Source organism: Nocardioides humi, assembly GCF_006494775.1.
In the GTDB taxonomy this organism is placed as follows: domain Bacteria; phylum Actinomycetota; class Actinomycetes; order Propionibacteriales; family Nocardioidaceae; genus Nocardioides; species Nocardioides humi.
In genome coordinates, this window is the sequence record NZ_CP041146.1 from 5618471 (window position 1) to 5641067 (window position 22597).

The 22597-nt window shown below is 73.2% G+C and carries 15 protein-coding genes and 3 pseudogenes; 9 read left to right on the forward strand and 9 right to left on the reverse strand.

The features are described 5' to 3' along the window. Window positions 1-92: 92 nt before the first annotated feature. From FIV44_RS27155 to FIV44_RS27165, 3 genes and pseudogenes are all read left to right on the forward strand, one after another. Window positions 93-2164 (forward strand): annotated as a pseudogene (locus FIV44_RS27155) (DNA gyrase/topoisomerase IV subunit B). Next, window positions 2161-2982, forward strand: coding sequence for a GNAT family N-acetyltransferase (locus tag FIV44_RS27160; protein WP_219996196.1), 822 nt, complete (start codon window positions 2161-2163; stop codon window positions 2980-2982). Before FIV44_RS27155 ends, FIV44_RS27160 begins: the two are co-directional and overlap by 4 nt. Next, window positions 2979-3356, forward strand: coding sequence for a hypothetical protein (locus tag FIV44_RS27165; protein ID WP_141007160.1), 378 nt, complete (start codon window positions 2979-2981; stop codon window positions 3354-3356). The genes FIV44_RS27160 and FIV44_RS27165 overlap by 4 nt, the downstream gene beginning before the upstream one ends. Here the strand turns inward: FIV44_RS27165 and FIV44_RS27170 are convergent. The 4 genes from FIV44_RS27170 to FIV44_RS27185 are packed head-to-tail and all read right to left on the reverse strand — an operon-like array spanning window position 3342 to window position 9595. Beyond that, on the reverse strand, window positions 3342-4076 hold the full coding sequence (locus FIV44_RS27170; RefSeq protein WP_141007161.1) for a DJ-1/PfpI family protein: 735 nt from the start codon (window positions 4074-4076) through the stop codon (window positions 3342-3344). The genes FIV44_RS27165 and FIV44_RS27170 overlap by 15 nt on opposite strands. Window positions 4077-4106: 30 nt before the next feature. Beyond that, window positions 4107-4601, reverse strand: coding sequence for a beta-class carbonic anhydrase (locus tag FIV44_RS27175; protein ID WP_141007162.1), 495 nt, complete (start codon window positions 4599-4601; stop codon window positions 4107-4109). A 10-nt stretch (window positions 4602-4611) separates the two neighbouring features. Further along, window positions 4612-7068 (reverse strand): MFS transporter, encoded by a 2457-nt coding sequence (locus tag FIV44_RS27180; protein WP_181410865.1) that lies wholly within the window; start codon window positions 7066-7068, stop codon window positions 4612-4614. A 4-nt stretch (window positions 7069-7072) separates the two neighbouring features. Then, the gene (locus FIV44_RS27185) at window positions 7073-9595 is read right to left on the reverse strand and encodes a DNA gyrase/topoisomerase IV subunit A (RefSeq protein ID WP_141007164.1); all 2523 of its coding nucleotides are present in this window, start codon (window positions 9593-9595) and stop codon (window positions 7073-7075) included. Between the two features lie 499 nt (window positions 9596-10094). On the opposite strand from FIV44_RS27185, the pseudogene FIV44_RS27190 reads away from it, so the two are divergent. The 3 genes and pseudogenes from FIV44_RS27190 to FIV44_RS27200 all read left to right on the forward strand — a co-directional run bounded on the left by FIV44_RS27190 (window position 10095) and on the right by FIV44_RS27200 (window position 14426). After that, window positions 10095-12628: pseudogene (locus FIV44_RS27190) on the forward strand (bifunctional acetate--CoA ligase family protein/GNAT family N-acetyltransferase). A gap of 64 nt (window positions 12629-12692) precedes the next feature. Continuing rightward, window positions 12693-13262, forward strand: a complete 570-nt coding sequence (locus FIV44_RS27195; RefSeq protein WP_141007165.1) for a DUF5998 family protein — start codon at window positions 12693-12695, stop codon at window positions 13260-13262. 15 nt (window positions 13263-13277) lie between these two features. Next, the gene (locus tag FIV44_RS27200) at window positions 13278-14426 is read left to right on the forward strand and encodes an alkaline phosphatase family protein (protein ID WP_141007166.1); all 1149 of its coding nucleotides are present in this window, start codon (window positions 13278-13280) and stop codon (window positions 14424-14426) included. 14 nt (window positions 14427-14440) lie between these two features. Here FIV44_RS27200 and FIV44_RS27205 read toward each other — a convergent pair whose 3' ends face one another. After that, the gene (locus FIV44_RS27205; RefSeq protein ID WP_141007167.1) at window positions 14441-15109 is read right to left on the reverse strand and encodes a thymidine kinase; all 669 of its coding nucleotides are present in this window, start codon (window positions 15107-15109) and stop codon (window positions 14441-14443) included. Between the two features lie 159 nt (window positions 15110-15268). On the opposite strand from FIV44_RS27205, the gene FIV44_RS27210 reads away from it, so the two are divergent. Both FIV44_RS27210 and FIV44_RS27215 read left to right on the forward strand, forming a co-directional pair. Continuing rightward, window positions 15269-16321: a lysozyme family protein gene (locus FIV44_RS27210; RefSeq protein ID WP_141007168.1), complete on the forward strand. Its 1053-nt coding sequence runs from the start codon at window positions 15269-15271 to the stop codon at window positions 16319-16321. A gap of 10 nt (window positions 16322-16331) precedes the next feature. Next, window positions 16332-18359 (forward strand): M3 family metallopeptidase, encoded by a 2028-nt coding sequence (locus tag FIV44_RS27215; RefSeq protein WP_219996197.1) that lies wholly within the window; start codon window positions 16332-16334, stop codon window positions 18357-18359. 70 nt (window positions 18360-18429) lie between these two features. Here the strand turns inward: FIV44_RS27215 and panB are convergent. Both panB and FIV44_RS27225 read right to left on the reverse strand, forming a co-directional pair. Next, a pseudogene (panB, locus tag FIV44_RS27220) lies at window positions 18430-19298 on the reverse strand (3-methyl-2-oxobutanoate hydroxymethyltransferase). 108 nt (window positions 19299-19406) lie between these two features. Further along, the gene (locus tag FIV44_RS27225) at window positions 19407-19889 is read right to left on the reverse strand and encodes a VOC family protein (RefSeq protein WP_141007169.1); all 483 of its coding nucleotides are present in this window, start codon (window positions 19887-19889) and stop codon (window positions 19407-19409) included. Between the two features lie 54 nt (window positions 19890-19943). Between FIV44_RS27225 and FIV44_RS27230 the strand changes: the two genes are divergently transcribed. Next, complete coding sequence (locus FIV44_RS27230; protein WP_141007170.1) at window positions 19944-22001, forward strand: NAD(+) synthase; 2058 nt, start codon at window positions 19944-19946, stop codon at window positions 21999-22001. A 15-nt stretch (window positions 22002-22016) separates the two neighbouring features. Here FIV44_RS27230 and FIV44_RS27235 read toward each other — a convergent pair whose 3' ends face one another. Both FIV44_RS27235 and FIV44_RS27240 read right to left on the reverse strand, forming a co-directional pair. After that, the gene (locus FIV44_RS27235) at window positions 22017-22208 is read right to left on the reverse strand and encodes a hypothetical protein (protein ID WP_141007171.1); all 192 of its coding nucleotides are present in this window, start codon (window positions 22206-22208) and stop codon (window positions 22017-22019) included. A gap of 18 nt (window positions 22209-22226) precedes the next feature. Beyond that, entirely contained in the window at window positions 22227-22481 is a 255-nt protein-coding gene (locus FIV44_RS27240) for a hypothetical protein (RefSeq protein ID WP_141007172.1), read from the reverse strand. Window positions 22482-22597: the final 116 nt, after the last annotated feature.

Below are 22597 nucleotides of genomic sequence, written 5' to 3' on the forward strand. Positions count from 1 at the left end.
TGTCCCTGCGCACTCGCCCGGCGTGTCGCGGGTAGATTCATGTCCTTGGAAGTACCCCCGATCCACCGTGATCCACCCGTGAGGAGCCGGTCATCGCCGACAACACCTACAACGCAGCCCACCTCCTGGTCCTCGAGGGCCTCGAGGCCGTGCGGAAGCGTCCCGGGATGTACATCGGCTCCACCGACACCCGGGGGCTGATGCACTGCCTCTGGGAGATCATCGACAACGGCGTCGACGAGGCCCTCGGCGGCTTCGCCCGCCGGGTCGAGGTGATCCTCCACGCCGACGACTCCGTCGAGGTGTACGACGACGGCCGCGGCATCCCGACCGACAAGGAGCCCAAGACCGGCCTGCCCGGCGTGGAGGTCGTGGCGACCAAGCTCCACGCCGGCGGCAAGTTCGGCGGCGGCTCGTACGTCGCCACCGGCGGCCTCCACGGCGTCGGCCTCTCCGTGGTCAACGCGCTCTCCAGCCGGATGGACATCGACGTCGACCGCTCGCCCGCGAGCCAGGGGATGAGCTTCCAGCGCGGCGTACCCGGGGTGTTCGACGGCGACGGCCCGTCGGGCTCCTTCACCCCCAAGTCGGGGCTGACCCGCAAGGGCGGGCGGGTCGCGAAGGGGAGGTCCGGCACCCGGATCCGGTTCTGGCCGGACCGCCAGATCTTCACCAAGGACGCCGAGTTCGTCCTCGACGGGCTGGTCGGGCGCGCCCGGCAGACCTCGTTCATCGTGCCCGGCCTCGAGCTGGTCATCAGCGACCAGCGGGCGGCCGACCGGGCGGAGTGGACCGAGGAGAAGTTCCGCCACGACGGGGGCATCGCGGAGTTCTGCGACTTCCTGGCCCACGACGAGCCGGTCACCGAGGTGCTGCGGCTGCAGGGCAGCGACACCTTCACCGAGACCGTGCCGCTGCTCGACGACCAGGGCCACATGACCCCCAGGACGTCGAGCGCGAGCTGACCGTCGACGTCGCGGTGCGCTGGGGCAGCGGCTACGACACCGAGCTGCGCTCCTTCGTCAACGTCATCGCCACCCCCAAGGGCGGCACCCACGTCTCCGGCTTCGAGGCCGCCCTCACCAAGACGTTCAACGACGCCATGCGCGCCTCCAAGGCGCTCAAGGTCAACGACGACGACGTGATCAAGGACGACATCCTCGAGGGCATGACGGCGGTCGTCACGGTCCGGCTCGCCGAGCCGCAGTTCGAGGGGCAGACCAAGGAGATCCTCGGCACCCCGGCCGCGCGCACCGTCGTACGCAAGGTCGTCGCGGCGGAGCTCAAGGGCTTCCTCACCTCGACCAAGCGGGCCGAGAAGGCGCAGGCCAAGCTCCTCATGGAGAAGGTCGTCGCCGCGTCCAAGACCCGGATCGCCGCCCGCCAGCACAAGGAGACCCAGCGCCGCAAGAACGCGCTGGAGTCCTCCACGCTGCCGGCCAAGCTCGCCGACTGCCGCTCCGGCGACAACGAGCGCACCGAGCTGTTCATCGTCGAGGGCGACTCGGCGCTCGGCACCGCCAAGCTCGCGCGCAACGCCGAGTTCCAGGCGCTGCTGCCGATCCGCGGCAAGATCCTCAACGTCCAGAAGGCGTCGGTGGGCGACATGCTCAAGAACGCCGAGTGCGCCTCGATCATCCAGGTCGTCGGCGCCGGCTCCGGGCGGACCTTCGACCTCGACGCCCGCCGCTACGGCCGGGTCATCTTCATGGCCGACGCCGACTCCGACGGCGCCCACATCCGCACCCTGCTGGCCACCCTCTTCTTCAAGTACATGCCCGACCTGGTCAAGGCCGGCCGCGTCTACTCCGCCGTCCCGCCGCTGCACCGGATCGAGATCTCCAACCCGAGGAAGGGCCAGGAGAAGTACGTCTACACCTACTCCGACGACGAGCTCCAGCGGAAGCTCGCGGAGCTGAAGAAGCGCAACGTCCGCTGGAAGGACCCGGTCCAGCGCTACAAGGGCCTCGGCGAGATGGACGCCGACCAGCTGGCCGAGACCACCATGGACCCGCGCCGCCGCACCCTGCGCCGGCTGACGGTCGACGAGCTCGAGATGGCCTCCGAGGTGTTCGAGCTGCTCATGGGCAGCGACGTCGCGCCGCGCAAGGAGTTCATCATCCAGGGGGCCTACGAGGTCGACATGGAGACGTTGGACGCGTGAGCACCGGCGGGGCGGCTGCATCGCGCGCGCGGCAGACACGGGACCTGGTCCTCGCCGCCGGTGTCCTCGACGACCCCGTCGGCGCGTCCTTGGGCGGGCCGCACGCCCACCTGGCGCGGCGGGCCGGCCGCGTCCGGCTGTACGACGACGAGGTGGCCACCTTCGCCGCGATGCCGGCCGACGCCGGGCCGGAGGACTGGGCCGGCCTCGCGACGCTGGTCGGCCCGGGCGGCCTCGCCGACCTGTTCAGCTCGCCCGTGGCGCCGCCGGAGGGCTGGGCGCCGGTCTTCACGCTGGAGGGCCTGCAGCTGGTCGGCGACGACCTGCGGGTGCCCGGCGCGGGGGGAGCCGAGGTCGTGGAGCTCGGGCCCGCCGACGTACCCGCCATGCTCGACCTGGTGGCCCGCACCCGCCCGGGACCGTTCTGGCGGCGTACCCCGGAGATGGGCACCTATCTGGGCGTGCGGGACGGCGGGGTCCTCGTGGCGATGGCGGGGGAGCGGCTGCACCCGCCGGGCTGGGCCGAGGTCAGCGCCGTGTGCACCGCGCCCGAGGCCCGCGGCCGCGGGCTCGCCGGGGCGCTGGTCGCGGAGGTCGCCGCCCGGATCCGGGCACGCGGCGAGCAGCCCTTCCTGCACGTCGCGGCCGACAACACCGCCGCGATCCGGCTGTACGACGCCCTGGGCTTCCGGGTCCGCCGGTCGGTCGCCTTCCGCGGGTTCCGGGTGCCGCCGGCAGCGTGGCGGGAGGCGCGTGCCCGGCAGCTTGCTGCCCCCGTCGCGGTGGAGACGCGCTCGGCCACCACCATGGACCGATGAGCGCCGCCGACCGCCCCGCCGTCGTGAAGCTGCTCAAGGCGCGCGGCGCCAAGGCCCGCCGCGGCCACCTGCGGATCCCCGTCGGCGACCTCTTCTGGTACGTCGACGTGCTGGCCGACGGCGTCGGGCCGGCCGCGCCGCTGCGACTCGAGGTCGGCTGCTGGACCACTGCCCTGCCGCCGGAGCCGGACGGCGGCGCCGTCGACTGCCCCCTGCTGATGGACGTCCCGCTCGGCGACGACGCCGTCGGCGCCACCACGGCGCTGGTCGACCGGGTCGCGGCGATCGGGGACCTCGCCACGCTCGGCGCCCGCCTGGGCGACCTGCCCGGGGCGCTGGTCGACCAGCGGCTGCGCGACCTACTCGGAGCGTGAGGAGGGACGCCTCCGCCCGCGCCGGGCGCGCTCGACGGCCCGGCTCCACAGCAGTCGCGCCGGGGCGGTGAGCTGGCCGGTCGCGGCCATGTCGCGCGCGAGGAGCGCCGTCGCGGCGGCCTTGGTCGCGGCCGATGCCTTGGACAGGTGGCCCGAGTCGAACGGCGGCTGCGGGTCGTACTCGATGGACAGCTGGATCGCCCGCGCCCGCCCCTCGCCGCCGATCTCGCCGGCGAGCCACAGCGCCATGTCGAGGCCCGCCGACACGCCGGCGGCCGTCACCACCCTGCCCTCGTGCACGATCCGCTCGTCACCCACCGGGACCGCGCCGAACGCGCGGAGCAGGGGGACGCACGCCCAGTGGGTGGTCGCCCTGAGCCCGTCGAGGACGCCCGCGGCGCCGAGCAGCAACGATCCGGTGCAGACCGACGTGGTCCAGGTCGACGTACGGTCGGCGGCCCGGATCCAGGCCAGCAGCTCCTCGTCCCGCCCGTGCTCCATGGTGCTGAAGCCGCCGGGGACCAGGACCACGTCCGGGGCGGGCGTCTCGGCGAACGTGTGCGTCGCCCCCACCACGAGGACGCCCGAGTCGGCGGCCACCGGGCCCGTCTGGTGCCACACGAACCGCACCTCGGTGTCCGGCAGGGCGCGGAGGACCTCGTAGGGGCCGATGAGGTCGAGCGCGGTGAAGCCCGGGTAGAGCACGATCGCGATCTGCAAGGGCCTGCTCCTCGGTGTGGCGGTGGGCGCTCAGACCTCCGGGTTGAGCAGCCCCGTGTCGACGTCGTAGATGAACCCGCCGACCTTCACGGAGTCGGGGATGAGCGGGTGCGAGGTGACCTTGCGCACGTCCTCGGCGAGGGCGGCCTTCTGGTCGGCGATCACGTGGAAGGCGTGCCAGGTGATGTCCTGGCCGACCGCGGCGCCGATCCGGTCGTGGATCTCGGCCTCGGTGCTGGAGGCCATCGCGCACCGGGTGTGCGGGATCACCAGGATCCGGTCGACGTTGAGCAGGTGGACGCCGAGCACGAGCGCCTCGAGGGCGGCCTCGGTGATGCGGCCGCCCGGGTTGCGGAAGATCTTGGCGTCGCCGTAGTCGAGGCCGAGCATCCGCAGCGGGTCGATCCGGGAGTCCATGCAGGTCACGATCGCGACGCCCGCATGGGCCTTGCCGTCGAAGCCGCCGTGGTCGAAGGTCTCGGCGTAGTCGCGGTTGGCCTTCAGCAGATCGTCGAAATCACCCATGCTTCGCAGATTAGCCCCCTGCGCGGAGCGCCTCGGCGGTGTCCACGTCCTGGGTGCGCACTCGTGCGAACACGGCCAGGGCGAGGACGGCGGCGGCGAACGCGGCGACGGCGGCGCCCCGGAAGACCGCCTGCTCCTGGAGGATGCCCAGCTCGGTGATCCCGAGGTCGGGGTCGGCGGCCTGGGCGGCGTACAGGCGCCGCAGGCCGATGGTGGTCAGGGCGGAGATGCCGACCAGCATGCCGACCATCCGGGCCACCACGACGAGGGCGCTCGCCAGGCCGTGGGTGTCGTCGTCGGTGGTGGCGAGGATGGCGGCGTTGACCGGGGCCAGCGCGAGCCCGAAGCCGAGGCCGCCGACGACCAGCGGGACGTTGGAGGCGAACCCGGCCAGGCTGTCGGCGTCCCACTGGCCCATCACGAGGAAGGCGCCGCCGGCGGCGGCCATGCCGACGGCGGTCAGGGCGCCGGCGTTGACCCGGCGCAGCAGCCAGCCGCCGAGGACGGCGCCGACGGGCAGGGCCGCGAGGAAGCGGAGCAGCACCAGCGCCGCGCCGAGCTGGGAATCCTTCTCGGTCGTGGTGCGCGCGAACAGCGGGATGTCGACCAGCGCCGCGATCAGCGCCCAGCCGACCAGGAAGCTGACGACCAGCGCGCCCCACGCCGGCACGGGCCGCAGGGCGCCCCGCGGCACGATCGGCGCCTCGGCACGGCGCAGGTGCACGACCAGGAGTACGACGGCGACGGCCGAGCCCGCGAGGAGCCACGGCCCCTGCGGGGAGAACACCGCCACCTCCGGGTCCGCGGTCGCGAAGGCGAGCACGATCCCGCCCAGGACGACGGCGAGCAGCCCGGCGCCCGGCAGGTCGGCCGCCAGCAGGTGGCCGAGCCAGCCGCGGAGGTCGACGAGCGCCCCGGCCCGGAACCAGCACCAGGCCAGGAGCAGGACCAGCGCGGCGACGGTGACCAGGCCGACCGGCGTCACCCAGCGGCTGCCGCCGTCGACGTACGGGATGAACAGCCGGCCCCAGGTGAGGTCGCGCTGCACGCTGCCGGGCTGGACGAAGGTGAGGAACCCGGCGGCCAGCGTCACGGCGAGCAGGACGAGGCCGACCAGGTCGGGGAGTCGCCGGGGCGAGCCGGCGGCGGTCGGGACCGGCCGGCCGACGCGGGCGACCAGGCCGACCGCGACGACCAGCAGCGCGCCGACGGCGAGGTTGATCGCGAAGATGCCGCGCCAGGAGGTGAAGGACAGCACGAAGGCGCCGAACAGCGGGCCGAGGACGCTGCCGAACTCCTGCACCGCCGAGACGATGCCGAGGGGGAGGCCGCGGCGCTCGACGGGGTAGAGCGCGGCCACCAGCGACATGGTCGCCGGGACGAGCCCGCCGCCGCCGACGCCCTGGAGGAACCGGCCGGCGACCATGGTGGGCAGGTCGTAGGAGATCGCCGTGACGAGCGAGCCGATCGAGAACACCACCAGCGACATCGCGAGCACGGGGATCTGCCCGCGCAGGTCAGCGATCCGGCCGATCAGCGGCAGCATCGCGACGTACCCCAGCAGGAAGCCGGAGACGATCGGCGCCGCGCGCTGGAGCTCCTCGACCGGGATGCCGGCGCCCGCCATCATGTCGGGCAGCGCGAGCACGACCACATAGGTGTCGACGGCCGCGAACGCGACGGCCGCCGCGCAGAAGGTCAGCAGCAGCCGGTTCGCCGTGCTCATCGCTGGCGGCTCATTCGGGGCCGAGATGTCCTTCTCGACGTCGTACTCGGTGACGTCGATGGTGTAGGTCACCGGCTCGGAGTCGGGGAAGAAGGTGCCGGTCAGCCGGGCGGTGCGCAGGTAGCCGTCGTCGTCGAGGCGGTACGTCGCGTCGAAGTCGTCGCCCTCGGCGCAGGGCAGGATCTTGCGGATCGAGTCGCCCGTGGCGGTGCCGGACCAGGTGTGGAAGACCTCCTTGTTGTCCTTGCCGCCGCGCTCGGACTTGCCGGCCTCGACGTCGGTGCTGCTGGTCAGCACCGACGACACGCCGACCGACGGGTCGAGCAGCTTGGCCGGGTCGGGGGCGCACAGGTCCTCGGGCTGGAACCGGTCGCTCCAGCCGCCGAGCGCGATGTGGTTGATCCACAGCGTCCCGTCGACGGAGATCACGGGGACGCCGCTGACGGAGAAGCCGGCCACCTTGCCGTTGACGTCGCCCTCGAAGGCCGGCGGGTCGGCGACGATCGTGCCGCTCGCTGCCGACAGGTAGTCGACGCCGGGGTCGTCGCCGGTGGAGAGGGTGACCTCGATGCCGCTGGTGCCGTCGAGCAGCTCCTTGGCCTTCTTCCCGGCGTCCGACCAGGAGGCGCCGCCCGGGGAGTCGTCGTCGCCCGAGCAGGCGGTGAGGGATCCGGCGGCCACGAGGGCGGTCAGGGTGGCGGCGGCGAGGCGCGTCGTACGGCGGCGGAGCAGGCTCGTCATGCGCTCACCCTGACACATCGCCGGTGGGCGCCGGGGCCGCATCCGCGGCGAGGGGCGCGCCCAGCGCGGCGGTGAGCGGGCCCGCCGCCGCGGCCAGCGCCTGGCTGCCGGGGGTGCCCGAGCCGTCGCGGCGGCCGGTGGCGTCGGGCAGGTCGACGGGGGCGCCGCTCGCGGCCGCGGCCCGGGCCGGCGCGGGTCCGGCCCAGGCGAAGACGAGCGCGTCCTCGCCCTTGAGGAAGCGGTGGCAGCGGACGCCGCCGGTGGCCCGCCCCTTGGCGGGGTACTCCCAGAAGTCGGTCACCTTGACCGAGCCGGGCTCGGTGCCGGGCAGGGCGGTGGCGGACCCGGAGGCGGTCACCAGCACCACGCCGCCGGGGGAGTTGAGGTCGAGGACGCCGAACCAGACCACCCGCTCGCCGTCGGCCACCCGGACGCCGGCCATGCCGCCGCCCGAGCGGCCCTGCGGGCGCACGCCGTCGGCGGGGTAGTGGAGCAGCTGGGCGTCGGAGGTGACGAAGCAGAGCTCCTCCTGGCCGGTGCGGAGCTCGACCGCGCCGACCACCTCGTCGCCGTCCTTGAGGCCGATCACGTCCCACTCGTCCTTGTTGATCACCTCGGGGTTGACCCGCTTGACGACGCCCTGCCGGGTGCCGAGCGCCAGCCCGGCGCCCTCGGTGGTGAGCGTGGTCAGCGCGAGCGCGCGCTCGCCGGCGGCGAGCTCGAGCACCTCGGTGAGCGGGAGGCCGCCCTGCAGGTTGGGCTCGTTGGCCGACGGCGGGATCGCGGGGAGGTCGAGCACGGCCAGCCGCAGCAGCCGCCCGGCGGAGGTCAGCACGCCGATGTCGGCGCGGGCGGTCGTACGGACCGCCGAGATCACGACGTCGTGGTTGGCGCGGCCGCCGCCGGTGCCGATCTCGTCGGCGTTGCTCGTGCGGGCGAGCAGGCCGGTCGAGGACAGCAGCGCGAAGCACGGGTCGTCGGCGACCTCCAGCGGCGCGGCCGCGGCGGCGACGGCGGTGGTGCCGGCGGACTCGAGCAGGACGGTACGACGCGGCGTGCCGAACGTCTTCGCGACGTCGGCGAGCTCGGAGGAGACCAGCTTCTTCAGCAGCGCCTCGTCGCCGAGGATGGCGTCGAGCTCCTCGATCTCGCGGCGCAGCTGCTCCTGCTCCTTCTCCAGCTCGATCCGGGAGAACCGCGTGAGCCGCCGCAGCTGCATCTCGAGGATGTACTCGGCCTGGGCCACCGAGAGGTCGAAGACGCTCATCAGCCGCTCCTTGGCCGCTGCGGAGTCGTCGCTGGTGCGGATGACCTGGATCACCTCGTCGATGTCGAGCAGGGCGATCAGCAGGCCGTCGACGAGGTGGAGCCGGTCGGCCTTCTTGCCGCGCCGGAACGCCGAGCGGCGCCGGACGACGTCGTACCGATGCTCGAGGAAGACCTCGAGCATCTCCTTGAGCCCCATCGTGCGGGGCTGACCGTCGACCAGCGCGACGTTGTTGATGCCGAAGGAGTCCTCGAGCGGGGTCAGCTTGTAGAGCTGCTCGAGCAGCGCCTCGGGCACGAACCCGTTCTTGACCTCGATCACCAGCCGCAGGCCGTTCTCGCGGTCGGTGAGGTCCTTGATGTCGGCGATGCCCTGCAGCTTCTTCGACTGCACGAGCACCTTGATCCGCTCGACGACCTTCTCGGTGCCGATGTTGTAGGGCAGCTCGGTGACCACGATGCCCTTGCGGCGCCCGACGGTCTCGATGCGGGCGGTGGCGCGCATCTTGAAGATGCCGCGACCGGTCTCGTAGGCGTCGCGGATGCCGTCGAGGCCGACGATCTTGCCGCCCGTGGGCAGGTCGGGGCCCGGGATGAACCTCATCAGGCCGTCGGTGTCGGTCTTCGGGTGCTGGATGAGGTGGCGCAGCGCCTGGACCACCTCGACCAGGTTGTGCGGCGCCATGTTGGTCGCCATGCCGACCGCGATGCCGGTCGTGCCGTTGACGACCAGGTTGGGGATGGCCGAGGGGAGCACGGTCGGCTCGTACTCGCGGCTGTCGTAGTTGGGCTTGAAGTCGACGGTGTCCTCGTCGATCGACTCCGTCATCGCCACCGCCGGCGGCGCCATCCGGGCCTCGGTGTACCGCATCGCCGCCGGCGGGTCCTCGCCGCCGGGGGAGCCGAAGTTGCCGTGCCCGTCGACCATCGGCAGCCGCAGCGCCCACGGCTGCGCGGTGCGCACCAGGGCGTCGTAGATCGCCCCGTCGCCGTGGGGGTGCAGCCGGCCCATGACCTCACCGACGATGCGGGCGCACTTGGAGTGCCCGCGGTCGGGCCGCAGGCCCATGTCGTTCATCGTGTAGAGGATCCGCCGCTGCACCGGCTTCAGCCCGTCGCGCGCGTCGGGGAGCGCGCGGGAGTAGATGACGGAGTAGGCGTACTCCAGGAACGACGACTGCATCTCGTCGCGGATGTCGGTGTCGAGGATGTGCTCCTCGAAGTCCTCCGGAAGGGGATCCTGCTTCGTGCGCCGTGCCATGGGGGCCATTCTTCCGGGTGCGTCCGGCGATGCGTGCAGGGGCACGCCGGGGACGGTGACGGTCCTCGGCATGCTGGTCGTCTGCGAGGCTGGTCCGGACCGCGCTGTAACACGTCGTTCGCCGCTCTACCCGCCGCGTGCCTGCTGTTCGAGCCTCGTACAGACCCGCTCCGGCGAGGTCTTGCGGCTGGGAGAGCGGCGAACGACGTGTTACAGGCCTTGCAAGCCCCGCCGCGTCCGGCTCCGCGCCCGGTCTCTCAGCGGGCTCCCGCACGCTGGCGCATGCTGGCAGGCCCGATAGATTTCTCCCTGTGAGCCCCGGCGACCCGACCCCCACCGACGAGATCGAGGCGCCGCCCGCCCACTGGGAGGGCGACGTCCTGCTCCGCGACGGTCGTACGGCGCACATCCGGCCGATCCGCCCGAGGACGACGAGCTCCTCGTGGAGTTCTACGCCCGGGTCTCCGACGAGTCGAAGTACTACCGGTTCTTCTCGCCGATGCCGGTCCTGTCCGAGCGCGACGTGCGCCGGTTCACCCACGTCGACCACCGCGACCGGGTGGCGCTGGTGCTCATCCTGCAGGAGCGGATGATCGCCGTCGGCCGGTACGACGTCGTGGCGGACAACGAGGCCGAGGTCGCCTTCCTCGTGGAGGACGAGCACCAGGGCCGCGGCATCGCCCAGCTCCTGCTCGAGCACCTCGCCCAGGCCGGGCGCGAGCGCGGCGTCGAGCGGTTCACCGCCGAGGTGCTGCCCGACAACTCCCGGATGATCCAGACCTTCCGCGACGCCGGCTACCGGGTGGTCAGCGGCTACCACGACGGGGTCATCACCCTGGAGTTCCCGATCGACCCGACCGACACCGCGATCGGCGTCATGCGCGACCGCGAGCACGCCGCCGAGGCCGCCTCGATCCACCGCTTCTTCCACCCGCGCTCGGTCGCGATCATCGGCGCCAGCCGCCGGCAGGACACCATCGGCCAGGTGCTGGTGCGCAACCTGGTCAACGGCGACTTCACCGGCCGGGTGTACGTCGTCAACCCGAGCGCCCCCGCGGTGTCGGGCATCCCGGCGTACAAGAACGTCAACGAGATCCCCGACGACGTCGACGTCGCGATCGTGGCGGTCCCCGCCGACGCGGTCACCGACGTCGTGCTCGACTGCGCCAACAAGGGCGTGCACGGGCTGATCGTGATCTCCTCCGGCTTCGCCGAGACCGGCGAGGAGGGCCGCAAGCGGCAGCGCCACCTGGCCGGGCTGTGCCGTTCGTACGGCCTGCGGCTGATCGGCCCCAACTGCCTCGGCGTGCTCAACACCGACCCGGTGGTGCAGGTCAACGCGTCGCTGTCGTCGGTGATGCCGGCCCGCGGTCGTGCGGGCTTCTTCTGCCAGTCCGGCGCGCTCGGCTCGGCGATCCTGGAGAAGGTCAAGAACCGCGGCCTCGGCATCTCGACCTTCGTCAGCGCGGGCAACCGGGCCGACGTCTCCGGCAACGACCTCCTGCAGTACTGGGAGGAGGACGACGCGACCGAGGTCGTGATGATGTACCTCGAGTCGATCGGAAACCCGCGCAAATTCTCCCGCATCGCCCGCCGGGTCTCCCACCGCAAGCCGATCGTCGCCGTCCGGTCCGGGCGCACGACGCAGGGCGTGCCGATGGGCCACACGGTACGACGCATCGGCGCGCCGCAGGCCGCCGTCGACGCCATGTTCCGCCAGGCCGGGGTGATCCAGGTCGACACCCTCGACGACATGTTCGACGTGGCCCAGCTGCTCGCCCACCAGCCGCTGCCGCGCGGGCGCCGGGTCGCGATCGTCGGCAACTCCGACGCTCTCGGCCTGCTCGCCGCCGACGCCGCGTCCGCGGTCGGCCTGGTGGTCAACCGCTCGGTCGCGCTCGGCGCGGACGCCACCGCCGAGGACTTCGAGGACGCCCTCGACGACGCGATCGACGATCCCGACGTCGACTCGGTGATCGCGGTCTACATCCCGCCGCTCGACGTCTCGGGCGAGGAGGTCGCCAACGTGCTCGCGGCCGTGGGGGAGCAGTCGGACAAGCCGCTCGTCTCGTCGTTCCTCGGCGCCGAGGGCATCCCGGAGCTGCTGCGAGTCCCCGACGTGACCGGGTCCTCGGCGGGACGCGGCTCCGTGCCGTCGTACCCGGCGGTGGAGGCGGCGGTCCGGGCGCTGGCCCGCGTCGTGGAGTACGCCGTGTGGCTGCACGCCCCCGACGGCCCGGCTGCCGAGGCCGGCGAGGTCGACGGTCGCAGCGCCCGGCGCCTCGTCGAGCGCGTGCTCGCCGACCCCGAGGTGGTCGCCGCGGACCGCGAGGTCGAGCTCGACCAGGACCAGGTCACGGCGCTGCTGCACGCCTACGGCATCGAGCTGTGGCCCTCGGAGTCGGTGACCGACGTCGAGGCGGCGGTGGCCGCCGGCCAGCGGCTGGGCTGGGACGTCGTGCTCAAGTCCACCCTGGCGTCGGTGCGGGAGCGGCCCGACCAGATCCACGTGTGGCGCAACATCCCCGACGCGGACGAGATGCGGGAGGCGTGGGACCACCTGGCGGGGCTGATCGACCCGACCGTCGGCCGGTTCGTCGTGCAGCGCAACGCGCCCACCGGCGTACCCATCGCCGTGCGGTCCTTCGAGGACCCCCTCTTCGGGCCGGTCGTGTCGTTCGGCATCTCCGGCCCCGTCATCGAGCTGCTGGGGACTGGTCCTACCGGATCCCGCCGCTGGGCGCGCACGAGGTCGCGGCGATGGTGCGCGAGGTGAAGAGCTCTCCACTGCTCTTCGGCTACCGCGGCGCCGACCCCGTCGACGTCGCCGCGATCGAGGACCTGATCACCCGCGTCGCCGTCCTGCAGAACGACCTGCCGCAGGTCAGCTCGCTGGAGCTGTCGCTGGTGCTGGCCGGGGTCGACTCGGCGTCCGTGCTCACCGCCTCCGCCCGGGTCGCCGCCGTCAAGGACCCGCGGCCGGACTCGCTGGTGCGCCGGATGCCCGACCTGATCACGACGATCCCGGATTGAGCCGTCCGGGGCCGCGCGCCACGCTGCCCGCTGAGGCGGGCACCGGGCGTGCGAGGATGCGCGCATGACCGACCGCGACCGGACCGCCGAGCTGGGTGCCGCGATCAACCGCACCGGCTACTACCCGGAGGTCGTCGCCGATGCGGTCGCGGGCGCGGTCGCGGGCGAGGCCGTGGTGTCGTTCTACGTCCACCACGAGCCGACCTTCGAGCGCGACGAGGTACGCCGGCACCAGACCGTGATCGTGCTGACGCCCTCCCGGCTGATCCTGGCCCACACCGACGAGCACGCGGGCGACGACCTGCTGCCCGAGCCGTACACCTCGACGTCGACCGAGGCGGTCAGCCTGAGCGCGGTCGCGTCCGTCGTCGTCACCCGGATGACGACCAACCCCACCGCCGGCCCGCGCCCGCCCGCCGAGGCGGTGCTGACCATCGGCTGGGGCGCCGTCAACCGGGTCGACCTCGAGCCGGCCGGCTGCAACGACCCCGAGTGCGAGGCCGACCACGGCTACACCGGCACCCTGTCCTCCGACGACTTCTCGCTGCGGGTCTCCGCCGCCGCCGACGGCACCGACGCGGTCGGCGGACTGCTCTCGTTCGCCGCGTCGCTGTCTGGGCTGACGAGGGGCTGACGGGTGGCGGACGCGATGGCAGACGGGGTCGAGGCGGTCGCCGCCTTCTGCGAGCCGGCGTACGGCGTCCGCTCGCTCGGGGACGTCGTCCCCGCCGCTGCCCACGCCCTGGGCAGCCCCCTCGGGCCGGCACCGTCGGGGCTGGTGCTGCCCGGCGCGTCGTCGTATGTCATCTTCCTCATCGACGGGCTCGGCGCCCGGCTGCTCGAGCGGTACGCCCACGCGGCGCCGTACCTCTCCTCGCTGCTGGCGACCTCCGCGCCCGCGACGGCCAGCGTCCCGTCGACCACCTCGACATCGCTGACCACGCTCGGCACGGGGCTCACGCCGGGGGCGCACGGGCTGGTCGGGTTCACCACCCGGATCCCCGGCACCGGCGACCTGCTCAACGCCCTGCTCTGGGACGGCGACGTCGATCCCGTCCAGTGGCAGCCGCACCAGACCACCTTCACCTCGCTGCAGGCCGCGGGCGTGCGGGTGACGGTCGTCAACAAGCGCGAGTTCAACGGCAGCGGCCTCACCGTCGCCGCCCACCGGGGCGCGGAGTACGTCGGCGTCGACCGCGTCGGCGAACGGATCGCCGCCGTGGTGGCCGCCTCCGCGCCGGGGCCGCGGCAGCCCACGCTGACCTACGTCTACGACGGCGACCTCGACTGGACCGGCCACCGCTGGGGCGTCGCGTCCAGCCAGTGGCTCCAGCAGCTCGCCATGATCGACCACGAGGCCGAGCAGCTGCGCGAGGCGCTGCCGGCCGACCGGCGCCTGGTCGTCATCGCGGACCACGGCATGGTCGACGTACCGGTCGAGGCGCGGGTGGACGTCTCCGCCGACGACGACCTGCGTGCCGGCATCGCGCTGATCGGCGGCGAGGCGCGGTTCCGCCACCTCTACTGCACCGGCGGCGCCGTACCCGACGTCCTCGCCACCTGGCGCGAGCGGCTCGGCGAGCGGGCCGAGGTGCTGACCCGCGCCGAGGCGATCGGCAAGGGCTGGTTCGGCCCGGTCGACCCGTCGGTGCTGCCGCGCATCGGCGACGTCGTCGTGGCCTGCCGGGGCGACTTCGCGGTCCTCTCGACCGAGGGCTTCCCGTACGAGACCAGGCTGATCGGCATGCACGGCTCGCTCACGCCGGACGAGATGCTGATCCCGGTGCTGGTCGACTGATCCGAGCGTGGGCCTCAGGTGAACGGCAGCGGCTCGGGCGACAGGCTGACGGCCCGCGCCCGGGCCGCGGTCATGCCGCGCCGGTGGTGCTGCCGGCACAGGACCTCGTAGGCCACGTCGACGTCGTCGACCTCGTCGGGCTGGGGCGCGGTGGGGTCGACGTCGCCGACCACGATCACCTCGCCCTCGGTGACCATCACGCCGTTCTCGGTGCGGGCGTTGTGGGTGGCGCGCTTGCCGCACCAGCACAGGGCCTCGACCTGGAGCACCTCGGTGCGGTCGGCGAGCTCGACCAGCCGCGCGGAGCCGGGGAACAGCCGGGTCCGGAAGTCGGTGAGGATGCCGAAGCAGAAGACGTCGATCTGCAGCTCGTCGACGATCTTGGCCAGCTGGTCGACCTGCTCGGCGGTGTAGAACTGCGCCTCGTCGCAGATGAGGTAGTCGATCCGAGCGCCGCGGGTCAGCGCGTCGACGGTGAGGCGCCAGAAGTCCAGGTCGGGCAGGACCTCGTGGGCGTCGGCGACCAGGCCCAGCCGGGAGGAGACCATCGCGGCGCCCGCGCGGTCGTGGGAGGTGAACAGCCGGCCGATCCGCCCCCGCGCCGCGTGGTTGTGGTTGGTCTGCAGAGCCAGTGTCGACTTCCCGGCGTCCATCGTCCCGGTTCGGAAGATCAGCTCGGCCACCGGGGCATCCTCTCACCCGGCCTCCGCGGACGTACGACGAGTCGCCCGGACGGGCTGCCCGATCGGGTCGTCCGGGGTGCGCTCGCTCCTGCCCGGCGGAGGGTGCCCGCGCCGCCGCGGCGGCGGTGGACTGGGGCCCCGCACCGAGGAGGCCCGCGCATGGGAGGAGCTCACCGCACCTGGCGACGGCCAGGCGTCCGGCGTGTCGCCGTGCCGGCGGCGGTCGCGCTCGCCGTGGCGACGGCCGTGACCGCGAGCGCCTCCCAGGACCGCCCCGGAGTCCCGGTCCCCGCGTCGTCGGCGCCGACCGCGCCGAGCGTACCGAGGGCACCGAGGGCGGAGCCGGCCGCCGAGCCGCCGCCGGCCGTCGCGACACCGGAGGTGGGCCTGGCGGTCGCCGTACGAGGCACCCTCGCCCGCGATCGGTACGACGACCGGCTGGTCGACGCGCCCGCCGAGGCCGTGGCGGCCTACCAGCGGGCGGCGACGGTCATCAACGCCGCGGCGCCGTGCAACCTCGACTGGCTGGTGCTGGCCGCCGTGGGCCGGCTCGCGTCGAACCACGGCCGGGGAGCACCCGTCGGCCGTCCTCTCAACGGCAGGGCCGGCCGCGACCGGGTGTCCGACACCGACGCCGGCCGCCTCGACGGCGACCCGCGCTGGGACGCGCCCGTCGGGCCGATGGGGCTGCTGCCCGAGACCTGGGCACGGGTCGCGGTCGACGCCGACGGGGACGCGGTGCGCGACGTCCGGGACCTCGACGACGCGGCGCTCGGTGTGGCGGTGCTGCTGTGCTCCGACGGCGAGGATCTCTCCCGCCGCCCGGCGCTGCGCCGGGCGCTCCACCTCTACGACGCGACGCCCGGGCTGGCCCGCACGGTGCTGCGACTGGTCGCGGAGTACGGCGCCGAGCCGGTCGGCGTGCCGGGGACCGCGCCGGTCGTCGTGCCGGTCGTACCGGTCGACCTGCCCGAGCTGTGCGACTGCCCCGACGACATCGCGACCCTCGCACGGCCGCACGACATCGCGGTCCTCGAGGCCCTGGTCCGGGCACCGGTGCGGCAGGAGCAGCCGGCGCCGGCGGCTGCACCTGCGGACGAGGAGCCCGAGGAGCCCGAGGAGCCCGAGGAGACCGAGGAGCCCGAGGGCGGAGCCGCCGGCGAGCCGGCCGGCGACCCGAAGCCGGACCCGGAGACCGTGCCGACGGCCTAGGGTGGGCCGGGTGACGACGGACGCACTTCTCGGGACCAGCGACCTTCCGCACCAGCTGCCGCGGTTCGCGGACATCGACGACCACGACTACGCCCCGGCGATCGAGACGGCCATGGCCGAGCAGCTCGCCGCCGTGGCGGCCGTGAGCGCCGACCCGTCCCCGCCGACCTTCGACAACACGCTCGTGCCGCTCGAGCTCAGCGGCACCCGCCTGGCGCGGGTGCTGCGGGTCTTCGGCAACAAGGCCAGCGCCGACGCCAACCCGGCGATCGACGCGGTCCGCGCCGACTTCGCACCGCGCCTGGCCGCCCACAGCGACGCGATCCTGCTCGACCCGGCGCTGTGGGCGCGCCTCCAGGCGGTGTACGCCGACCGTGCGGGCCTGGAGCCGGAGGCGGCGTACCTCGTCGAGCGCTATGTCACCGAGTTCCGGCTCGCCGGCGCCGCGCTCGGCGAGGACGACAAGGCGCGGCTGCGTGCGCTCAACGAGCGGATCTCCAGCCAGGAGACGGCCTTCGAGCTCGCGCTGCAGGCCGACAGCAACGACCTCGCGGTCGTCGTCGACGACGCGGCCGAGCTGGACGGTCTGACGCCGGGGGAGATCTCGGCCGCCGCCGCGGCGGCGGAGGCGCGCGGCCTCGCCGGCAGCCACCTGCTCACCCTCGTGCTGCCGACCGCGCACCCCCACCTCGCCGCGCTCACCGACCGCGACCTGCGCCGCCGGCTGTCCGAGGCGCAGCGCAGCCGGGGCAGCCGCGGCGGCGAGCACGACACCCGCGCCATCGCGCTCGACATCCTGCGGCTGCGCGCCGAGCGCGCCCGGCTGCTCGGGTTCGACAACCACGCGGCCGCGGTCACCGCCGACAACACCGCGGGTACGCCGAAGGCGGTCCGCTCCCTGCTCGAGCGGCTCGCCGTCCCCGCGGCCCGCAACGCCCGCGCCGAGCAGGACGCCATGTCGGAGCTCGCCGGCTTCCCGGTGGAGCCGTGGGACTGGCCGTTCTACGCCGAGCGCGTCCGCAGCGCCCGGTACGACGTCGACCTGGCCGCGCTGCGCCCGTGGTTCGAGGCGGAGCGGGTGCTGCGCGACGGTGTCTTCTTCGCCGCCGGCCGGCTCTACGGCCTCACCTTCGAGGAGCGCCCCGACCTGCCGGGCTACCACCCCGACGTCCGGGTCTTCGAGGTCAGCCGCGACGGCACCCCGATCGGCCTCTACCTGCTCGACCTCTACACCCGCGACACCAAGCGCGGCGGCGCGTGGATGAGCAGCTTCGTCACGCAGTCCGGCCTGCTCGGCGTCGACTCCGCCGTCGTCGTCAACAACCTCAACGTGCCCAAGCCGGCCGCGGGCGAGGCGACCCTGCTGACCTGGGACGAGACGCGCACCCTGTTCCACGAGTTCGGCCACGCCCTGCACGGGCTGCTCGCGCGGGCGACGTACCCCAAGTTCGGCGGCACGGCGGTCTTCCGCGACTTCGTGGAGTACCCCTCCCAGGTCAACGAGATGTGGGTGCTGTGGCCGGAGGTGCTCGCCAGCTACGCCGTCCACCACGAGACCGGCGAGCCGATCCCCGCCGACGTCGTGGAGCGGCTGCGCGCGGCGGAGACCTTCAACGAGGGCTTCGCGACGAGCGAGTACCTCGCCGCCGCGCTGCTCGACCTCGCCTGGCACGAGCTCGGCCCCGACGACGTCCCCACCGACGTCGCCGAGGTGGCCGCCTTCGAGCAGCGGGCGCTCGCGGCCGCCGGCCTCGACAACCCGGCCGTGCCGCCGCGCTACTCCACGCCGTACTTCGCCCACAGCTTCAGCTCCGGCTACGCCTCGGCGTACTACTCCTACATCTGGAGCGAGGTCCTCGACGCCGACACCGTCGCCTGGTTCCGCGACCACGGCGGGCTGACCCGGGAGAACGGCGAGCAGTACCTCCGGCACGTCATCGGCATCGGCGGCACCCGCGACCCGCTGGAGTCCTACGAGGAGTGGCGCGGCCGGCCCGCGCCGATCGAGCCGCTGCTCGACCGCCGCGGACTGGCCTGACAGCGCACCCCATGCGAATTCGTCGGGATTTCACCGGGTTCCCGACAAATCCGCATGGGGCGCGGCGGGGTCAGAAGGTGTGCTCGGCCGCCGGGAAGCTGCCGTCCTTGACCTCGGCGTCGTAGGCCCGGGCGGCGTCGAGCAGCGTCGAGCGCAGGTCGGCGTACTGCTTGACGAAGCGGGGCAGCTTGCCCGTGCGCAGGCCGAAGGCGTCCTGCCAGACGAGGACCTGGCCGTCGCACCGGTTGCCGGCGCCGATGCCGATGGTGGGGATGTCGAGCTCGGCGGTGACCTCGGCGGCGACGTCGCCGGGGACCATCTCCATGACGACCGAGAACGCGCCGGCCTCCTGGACGGCGAGGGCGTCGCGCAGGATGCGGTCGGCGGCGTCGCCGCGGCCCTGGACCCGGTAGCCGCCGAGGGCGTGCTCGGACTGGGGGGTGAAGCCGATGTGGGCCATGACCGGGATGCCGCCGCGCGTCATCCGCTCGATCTGGGGGCCATCTCGACGCCGCCCTCGAGCTTCACGCAGTGCGCGCCGCCCTCCTTCATGAACCGGGCGGCGGTCAGGTAGCCCTGCTCGGGGGAGGCCTGGTAGGAGCCGAAGGGCAGGTCCCCGACCACGAGGGCCCGCGACACCGAGCGGCTCACGGCCCGGGTGAGGGGGATCAGCTCGTCGACGGTGACCGGCAGGGAGGTCGCGTTGCCGAGGACGTTGTTGGACGCGCTGTCTCCGACGAGGAGGACCTCGATCCCGGCCTCGTCGAAGATCTGCGCGGTCAGCTGGTCGTAGCTGGTGAGCATGGAGAAGCGCTCTCCGCGCTGCTTCATCTCGCGCAGGTGGTGGGTGCGGATCCGCCTGATCGGCGCGGCCGCGGGAGTCGCCGGGGTGGCGGGGCCGCCGTACGGGGCGGTCTCTTCGGGGGTGCTGCTGCTCATCGTCGAGCTCCGTTCTGGGTGACTCGCGGCCCTGGGCGGGGTCCACGTTCGGTGACGGGCACTGACGAGGCTAGTCGCGTACGACGCCCCTGCGCGCTGTGTGCTCGGTCACCCCTGAGGGCCCCGAGGAGCGGCCGGAGGAGCGGCCGCGTCGGCGGCCGCCTCGAGCTCGGCGACGACGATCCGGCGCATGCCGAGCAGCGCCCGGCTGGCCGCCTCGGCACGCCGCGGGTCCGGGTCCGCGACCAGCTCGTCGAGGCGCCGCGGGACGACCTGCCACGACAGGCCGAACCGATCCCGGAGCCAGCCGCACACCGACTCCTCCCCGCCGTCGGCGAGCGAGTCCCAGTAGTAGTCGACCTCCGACTGGTCCCGGCAGGTGATCGAGAACGACACCGCCTCGGAGAACCGCAGGTCCGGGCCGCCGTTGACGCCGCGGAAGGTCAGCCCGTCCAGGGTGAACTCGCCCGCGACCGGACCCAGCCGGGTGATCGAGGAGTTCGGGAAGATCGCCGTGTAGAAGCGCGCGGCCTCCTCCAGCGTGTCGTCGAACCACAGGCACGGCTGGATGTGGCTGCTCGTGATGCTCATGCGGGTGGAGACCGGTGCCGGTGCGCCGACTCATCGCACTCCTAGACTCGCCCCGTGGACTTCTACTCGGCCTACGCCCACGGGTTCGCCCGGGTCGCCGCGGTGACGCTGCCCGTCGCCATCGCCGATCCGGCGGCCAACGCCGCCCGCACGCTCGAGCAGGCGCGGGCGCTGCACGACGACGGGGTGGCGGTCGCCGTGTTCCCCGAGCTCGGCCTGACCGGGTACGCCGTCGACGACCTCTTCCTCCAGGACACGCTGCTCGACGCGGTCGGTGAGGCGCTGCTCGACCTGACGGTCGCGTCCGCCGAGCTGCGGCCGGTGCTCGTGGTCGGGGCGCCGCTGCGGGTGCGCAACCGGGTCTACAACTGCGCGGTCGTGATCCAGGGCGGCCGAGTGCTCGGCGTGGCGCCGAAGTCGTACCTGCCGACGTACCGCGAGTTCTACGAGGCCCGCTGGTTCGCGGCCGGCTCGACCGAGCGGGGCGGCACGATCGAGCTCGACGGCGCGGAGGTGCCGTTCGGCAGCGACCTGCTGTTCCGGGCCAGCGACGTGCGCGGCCTGGTCCTCCACGTCGAGGTCTGCGAGGACATGTGGGTGCCGATCCCGCCGAGCGCCGAGGCCGCGCTCGCCGGCGCGACCGTGCTCGCCAACCTCTCCGGCAGCCCGATCACCATCGCGCGCGCCGAGGACCGCCACCTGCTGGCCCGCAGCGCCAGCGCGCGCTGCAGCGCCGCCTACCTCTACGCCGCCGCGGGGCAGGGCGAGTCGACGACCGACCTGTCCTGGGACGGCCAGACCATGGCCTACGAGCTGGGCGACCTGCTGGGGGAGTCCGAGCGGTTCCCGGACGGCCCGCGCGCCACGGTGGTCGACGTGGACCTCGACCGGATCCGGCAGGAGCGGATGCGGCAGGGCACCTTCGACGACAACCGGGTCGGCGCCGGCGTCGAGGAGTTCACCACGATCACCTTCGAGCTCGACCCGCCCGCCGGTGACATCGGGCTGCGCCGCAAGGTCGACCGGTACCCGTTCGTCCCCGACGACCCGGCCCGCCTCGCGCTCGACTGCTACGAGGCCTACAACATCCAGGTCTCCGGGCTCGAGCAGCGGCTCGCCGCCATCGGGCAGCCGAAGGTCGTCATCGGCGTCAGCGGCGGCCTCGACTCCACGCACGCGCTGATCGTCGCGGCCAAGGCGATGGACCGGCTGGGCCGCCCGCGCAGCGACATCCACGCCTTCACGATGCCGGGGTTCGCGACGGGGGAGACGACCAAGTCGTACGCCACCCGGCTCTCGCAGGCGCTGGGCTGCACCTTCGAGGAGCTCGACATCAAGCCGGCCGCCCGGACCATGCTCGAGGGCCTCGGCCACCCGTTCGCCGGCGGCGAGCCCGTCTACGACATCACCTTCGAGAACGTCCAGGCGGGGCTGCGCACCGACTACCTCTTCCGGCTGGCCAACCACCGCGGCGGGATCGTGCTCGGCACCGGCGACCTCTCCGAGCTGGCGCTGGGCTGGTGCACCTACGGCGTCGGCGACCAGATGTCGCACTACAACGTCAACGCCGGCGTCCCGAAGACCCTGATCCAGCACCTGATCCGCTGGGTCATCGACACCGACCAGCTCCACGACCGGAGTGACACGGACTACGACGACGACGCGGCCAGCGTCATCGGGGTGCTCCAGGAGATCCTCGACCAGGAGATCACCCCCGAGCTGATCCCCGGCGGCGAGCAGAGGACCGAGGACTCGGTCGGCCCGTACGCCCTGCAGGACTTCACGCTCTACCACGTGCTGCGCCGCGGCTACCGGCCCAGCAAGATCGCCTTCCTCGCCTGGCACGCGTGGCACGACGCGAGCAGGGGCGACTGGCCGGCCGGCTTCCCGGAGGAGCGGCGGGCGTCGTACGACCTCGGCGACGTCCGGAGGTGGCTCGAGGTCTTCGTCCGGCGCTTCTTCAGCAGCCAGTTCAAGCGCTCCGCCCTGCCCAACGGCCCGAAGGTCACCCCCGGCGGCACCATGTCGCCGCGTGGAGACTGGCGGATGCCGTCGGACGCCGGCCCGGCCGCGTGGCTGGCCGAGCTGGAGTCCAACGTCCCCGCGGAGTAGGGCGGAGCCGGTCGCTCAGGCCTCTCGGCGGTGGTCGCCCCGCATCATCCGCGCCATCGCGAAGCAGCACACCGCGAGCGCGAGCATGCCGAGCGCGAGGTAGGCCATCTGGTCGACGCCGAACAGGTTGACCGCGAGCAGCACGAACCAGATGCCGAGCACGTCGCCGCCGAAGTGGGGTGCGGCCGCGACGAGGAGGCCGATCACGAGCGTGATCGCGCCGACTCACATGACGGCGTCGCCCGCGTCGCCGGGCAGCAGGTTGTTCGCCCAGACCGCGAGGTGGCCCTCCCAGGTGGCGCTCTTGGTGACCAGACCGGTCATCATGTCGAGCCCCCAGAGGATCGGGAGCACGGTGCAGGTCGCCCACAGGGCCACGCGACCCTGGCGAGCGGCATCGATGGTGGCGAAGTGCGCGAGGTCGCCGAACTCCTCGCGCATGTCGTGGGTGAGGTGGTCCCACGCGTGGGTGCTGGCCATGGCTGGCCCCTTTCTCGAGCGGTCCCTTGTAAGGGACATCTGATTCGACGGTAGACCTGGCGGGCGTCTTTCGGCAAGACTCATGTCCGCTAGAGATCCGCGGGCCGCGGGAGGCG

What these genes read in the sequence shown, in the direction of transcription:
- FIV44_RS27165 (WP_141007160.1), top strand. Translation starts at nt 2,979, where the DNA reads ATGAGCGCCGCCGACCGCCCCGCCGTCGTGAAGCTGCTCAAGGCGCGC.
- FIV44_RS27175 (WP_141007162.1), bottom strand. Translation starts at nt 4,601, where the DNA reads ATGGGTGATTTCGACGATCTGCTGAAGGCCAACCGCGACTACGCCGAG.
- FIV44_RS27180 (WP_181410865.1), bottom strand. Translation starts at nt 7,068, where the DNA reads ATGACGAGCCTGCTCCGCCGCCGTACGACGCGCCTCGCCGCCGCCACC.
- FIV44_RS27185 (WP_141007164.1), bottom strand. Translation starts at nt 9,595, where the DNA reads ATGGCACGGCGCACGAAGCAGGATCCCCTTCCGGAGGACTTCGAGGAG.
- FIV44_RS27195 (WP_141007165.1), top strand. Translation starts at nt 12,693, where the DNA reads ATGACCGACCGCGACCGGACCGCCGAGCTGGGTGCCGCGATCAACCGC.
- FIV44_RS27200 (WP_141007166.1), top strand. Translation starts at nt 13,278, where the DNA reads ATGGCAGACGGGGTCGAGGCGGTCGCCGCCTTCTGCGAGCCGGCGTAC.
- FIV44_RS27210 (WP_141007168.1), top strand. Translation starts at nt 15,269, where the DNA reads ATGGGAGGAGCTCACCGCACCTGGCGACGGCCAGGCGTCCGGCGTGTC.
- FIV44_RS27225 (WP_141007169.1), bottom strand. Translation starts at nt 19,889, where the DNA reads ATGAGCATCACGAGCAGCCACATCCAGCCGTGCCTGTGGTTCGACGAC.
- FIV44_RS27240 (WP_141007172.1), bottom strand. Translation starts at nt 22,481, where the DNA reads ATGGCCAGCACCCACGCGTGGGACCACCTCACCCACGACATGCGCGAG.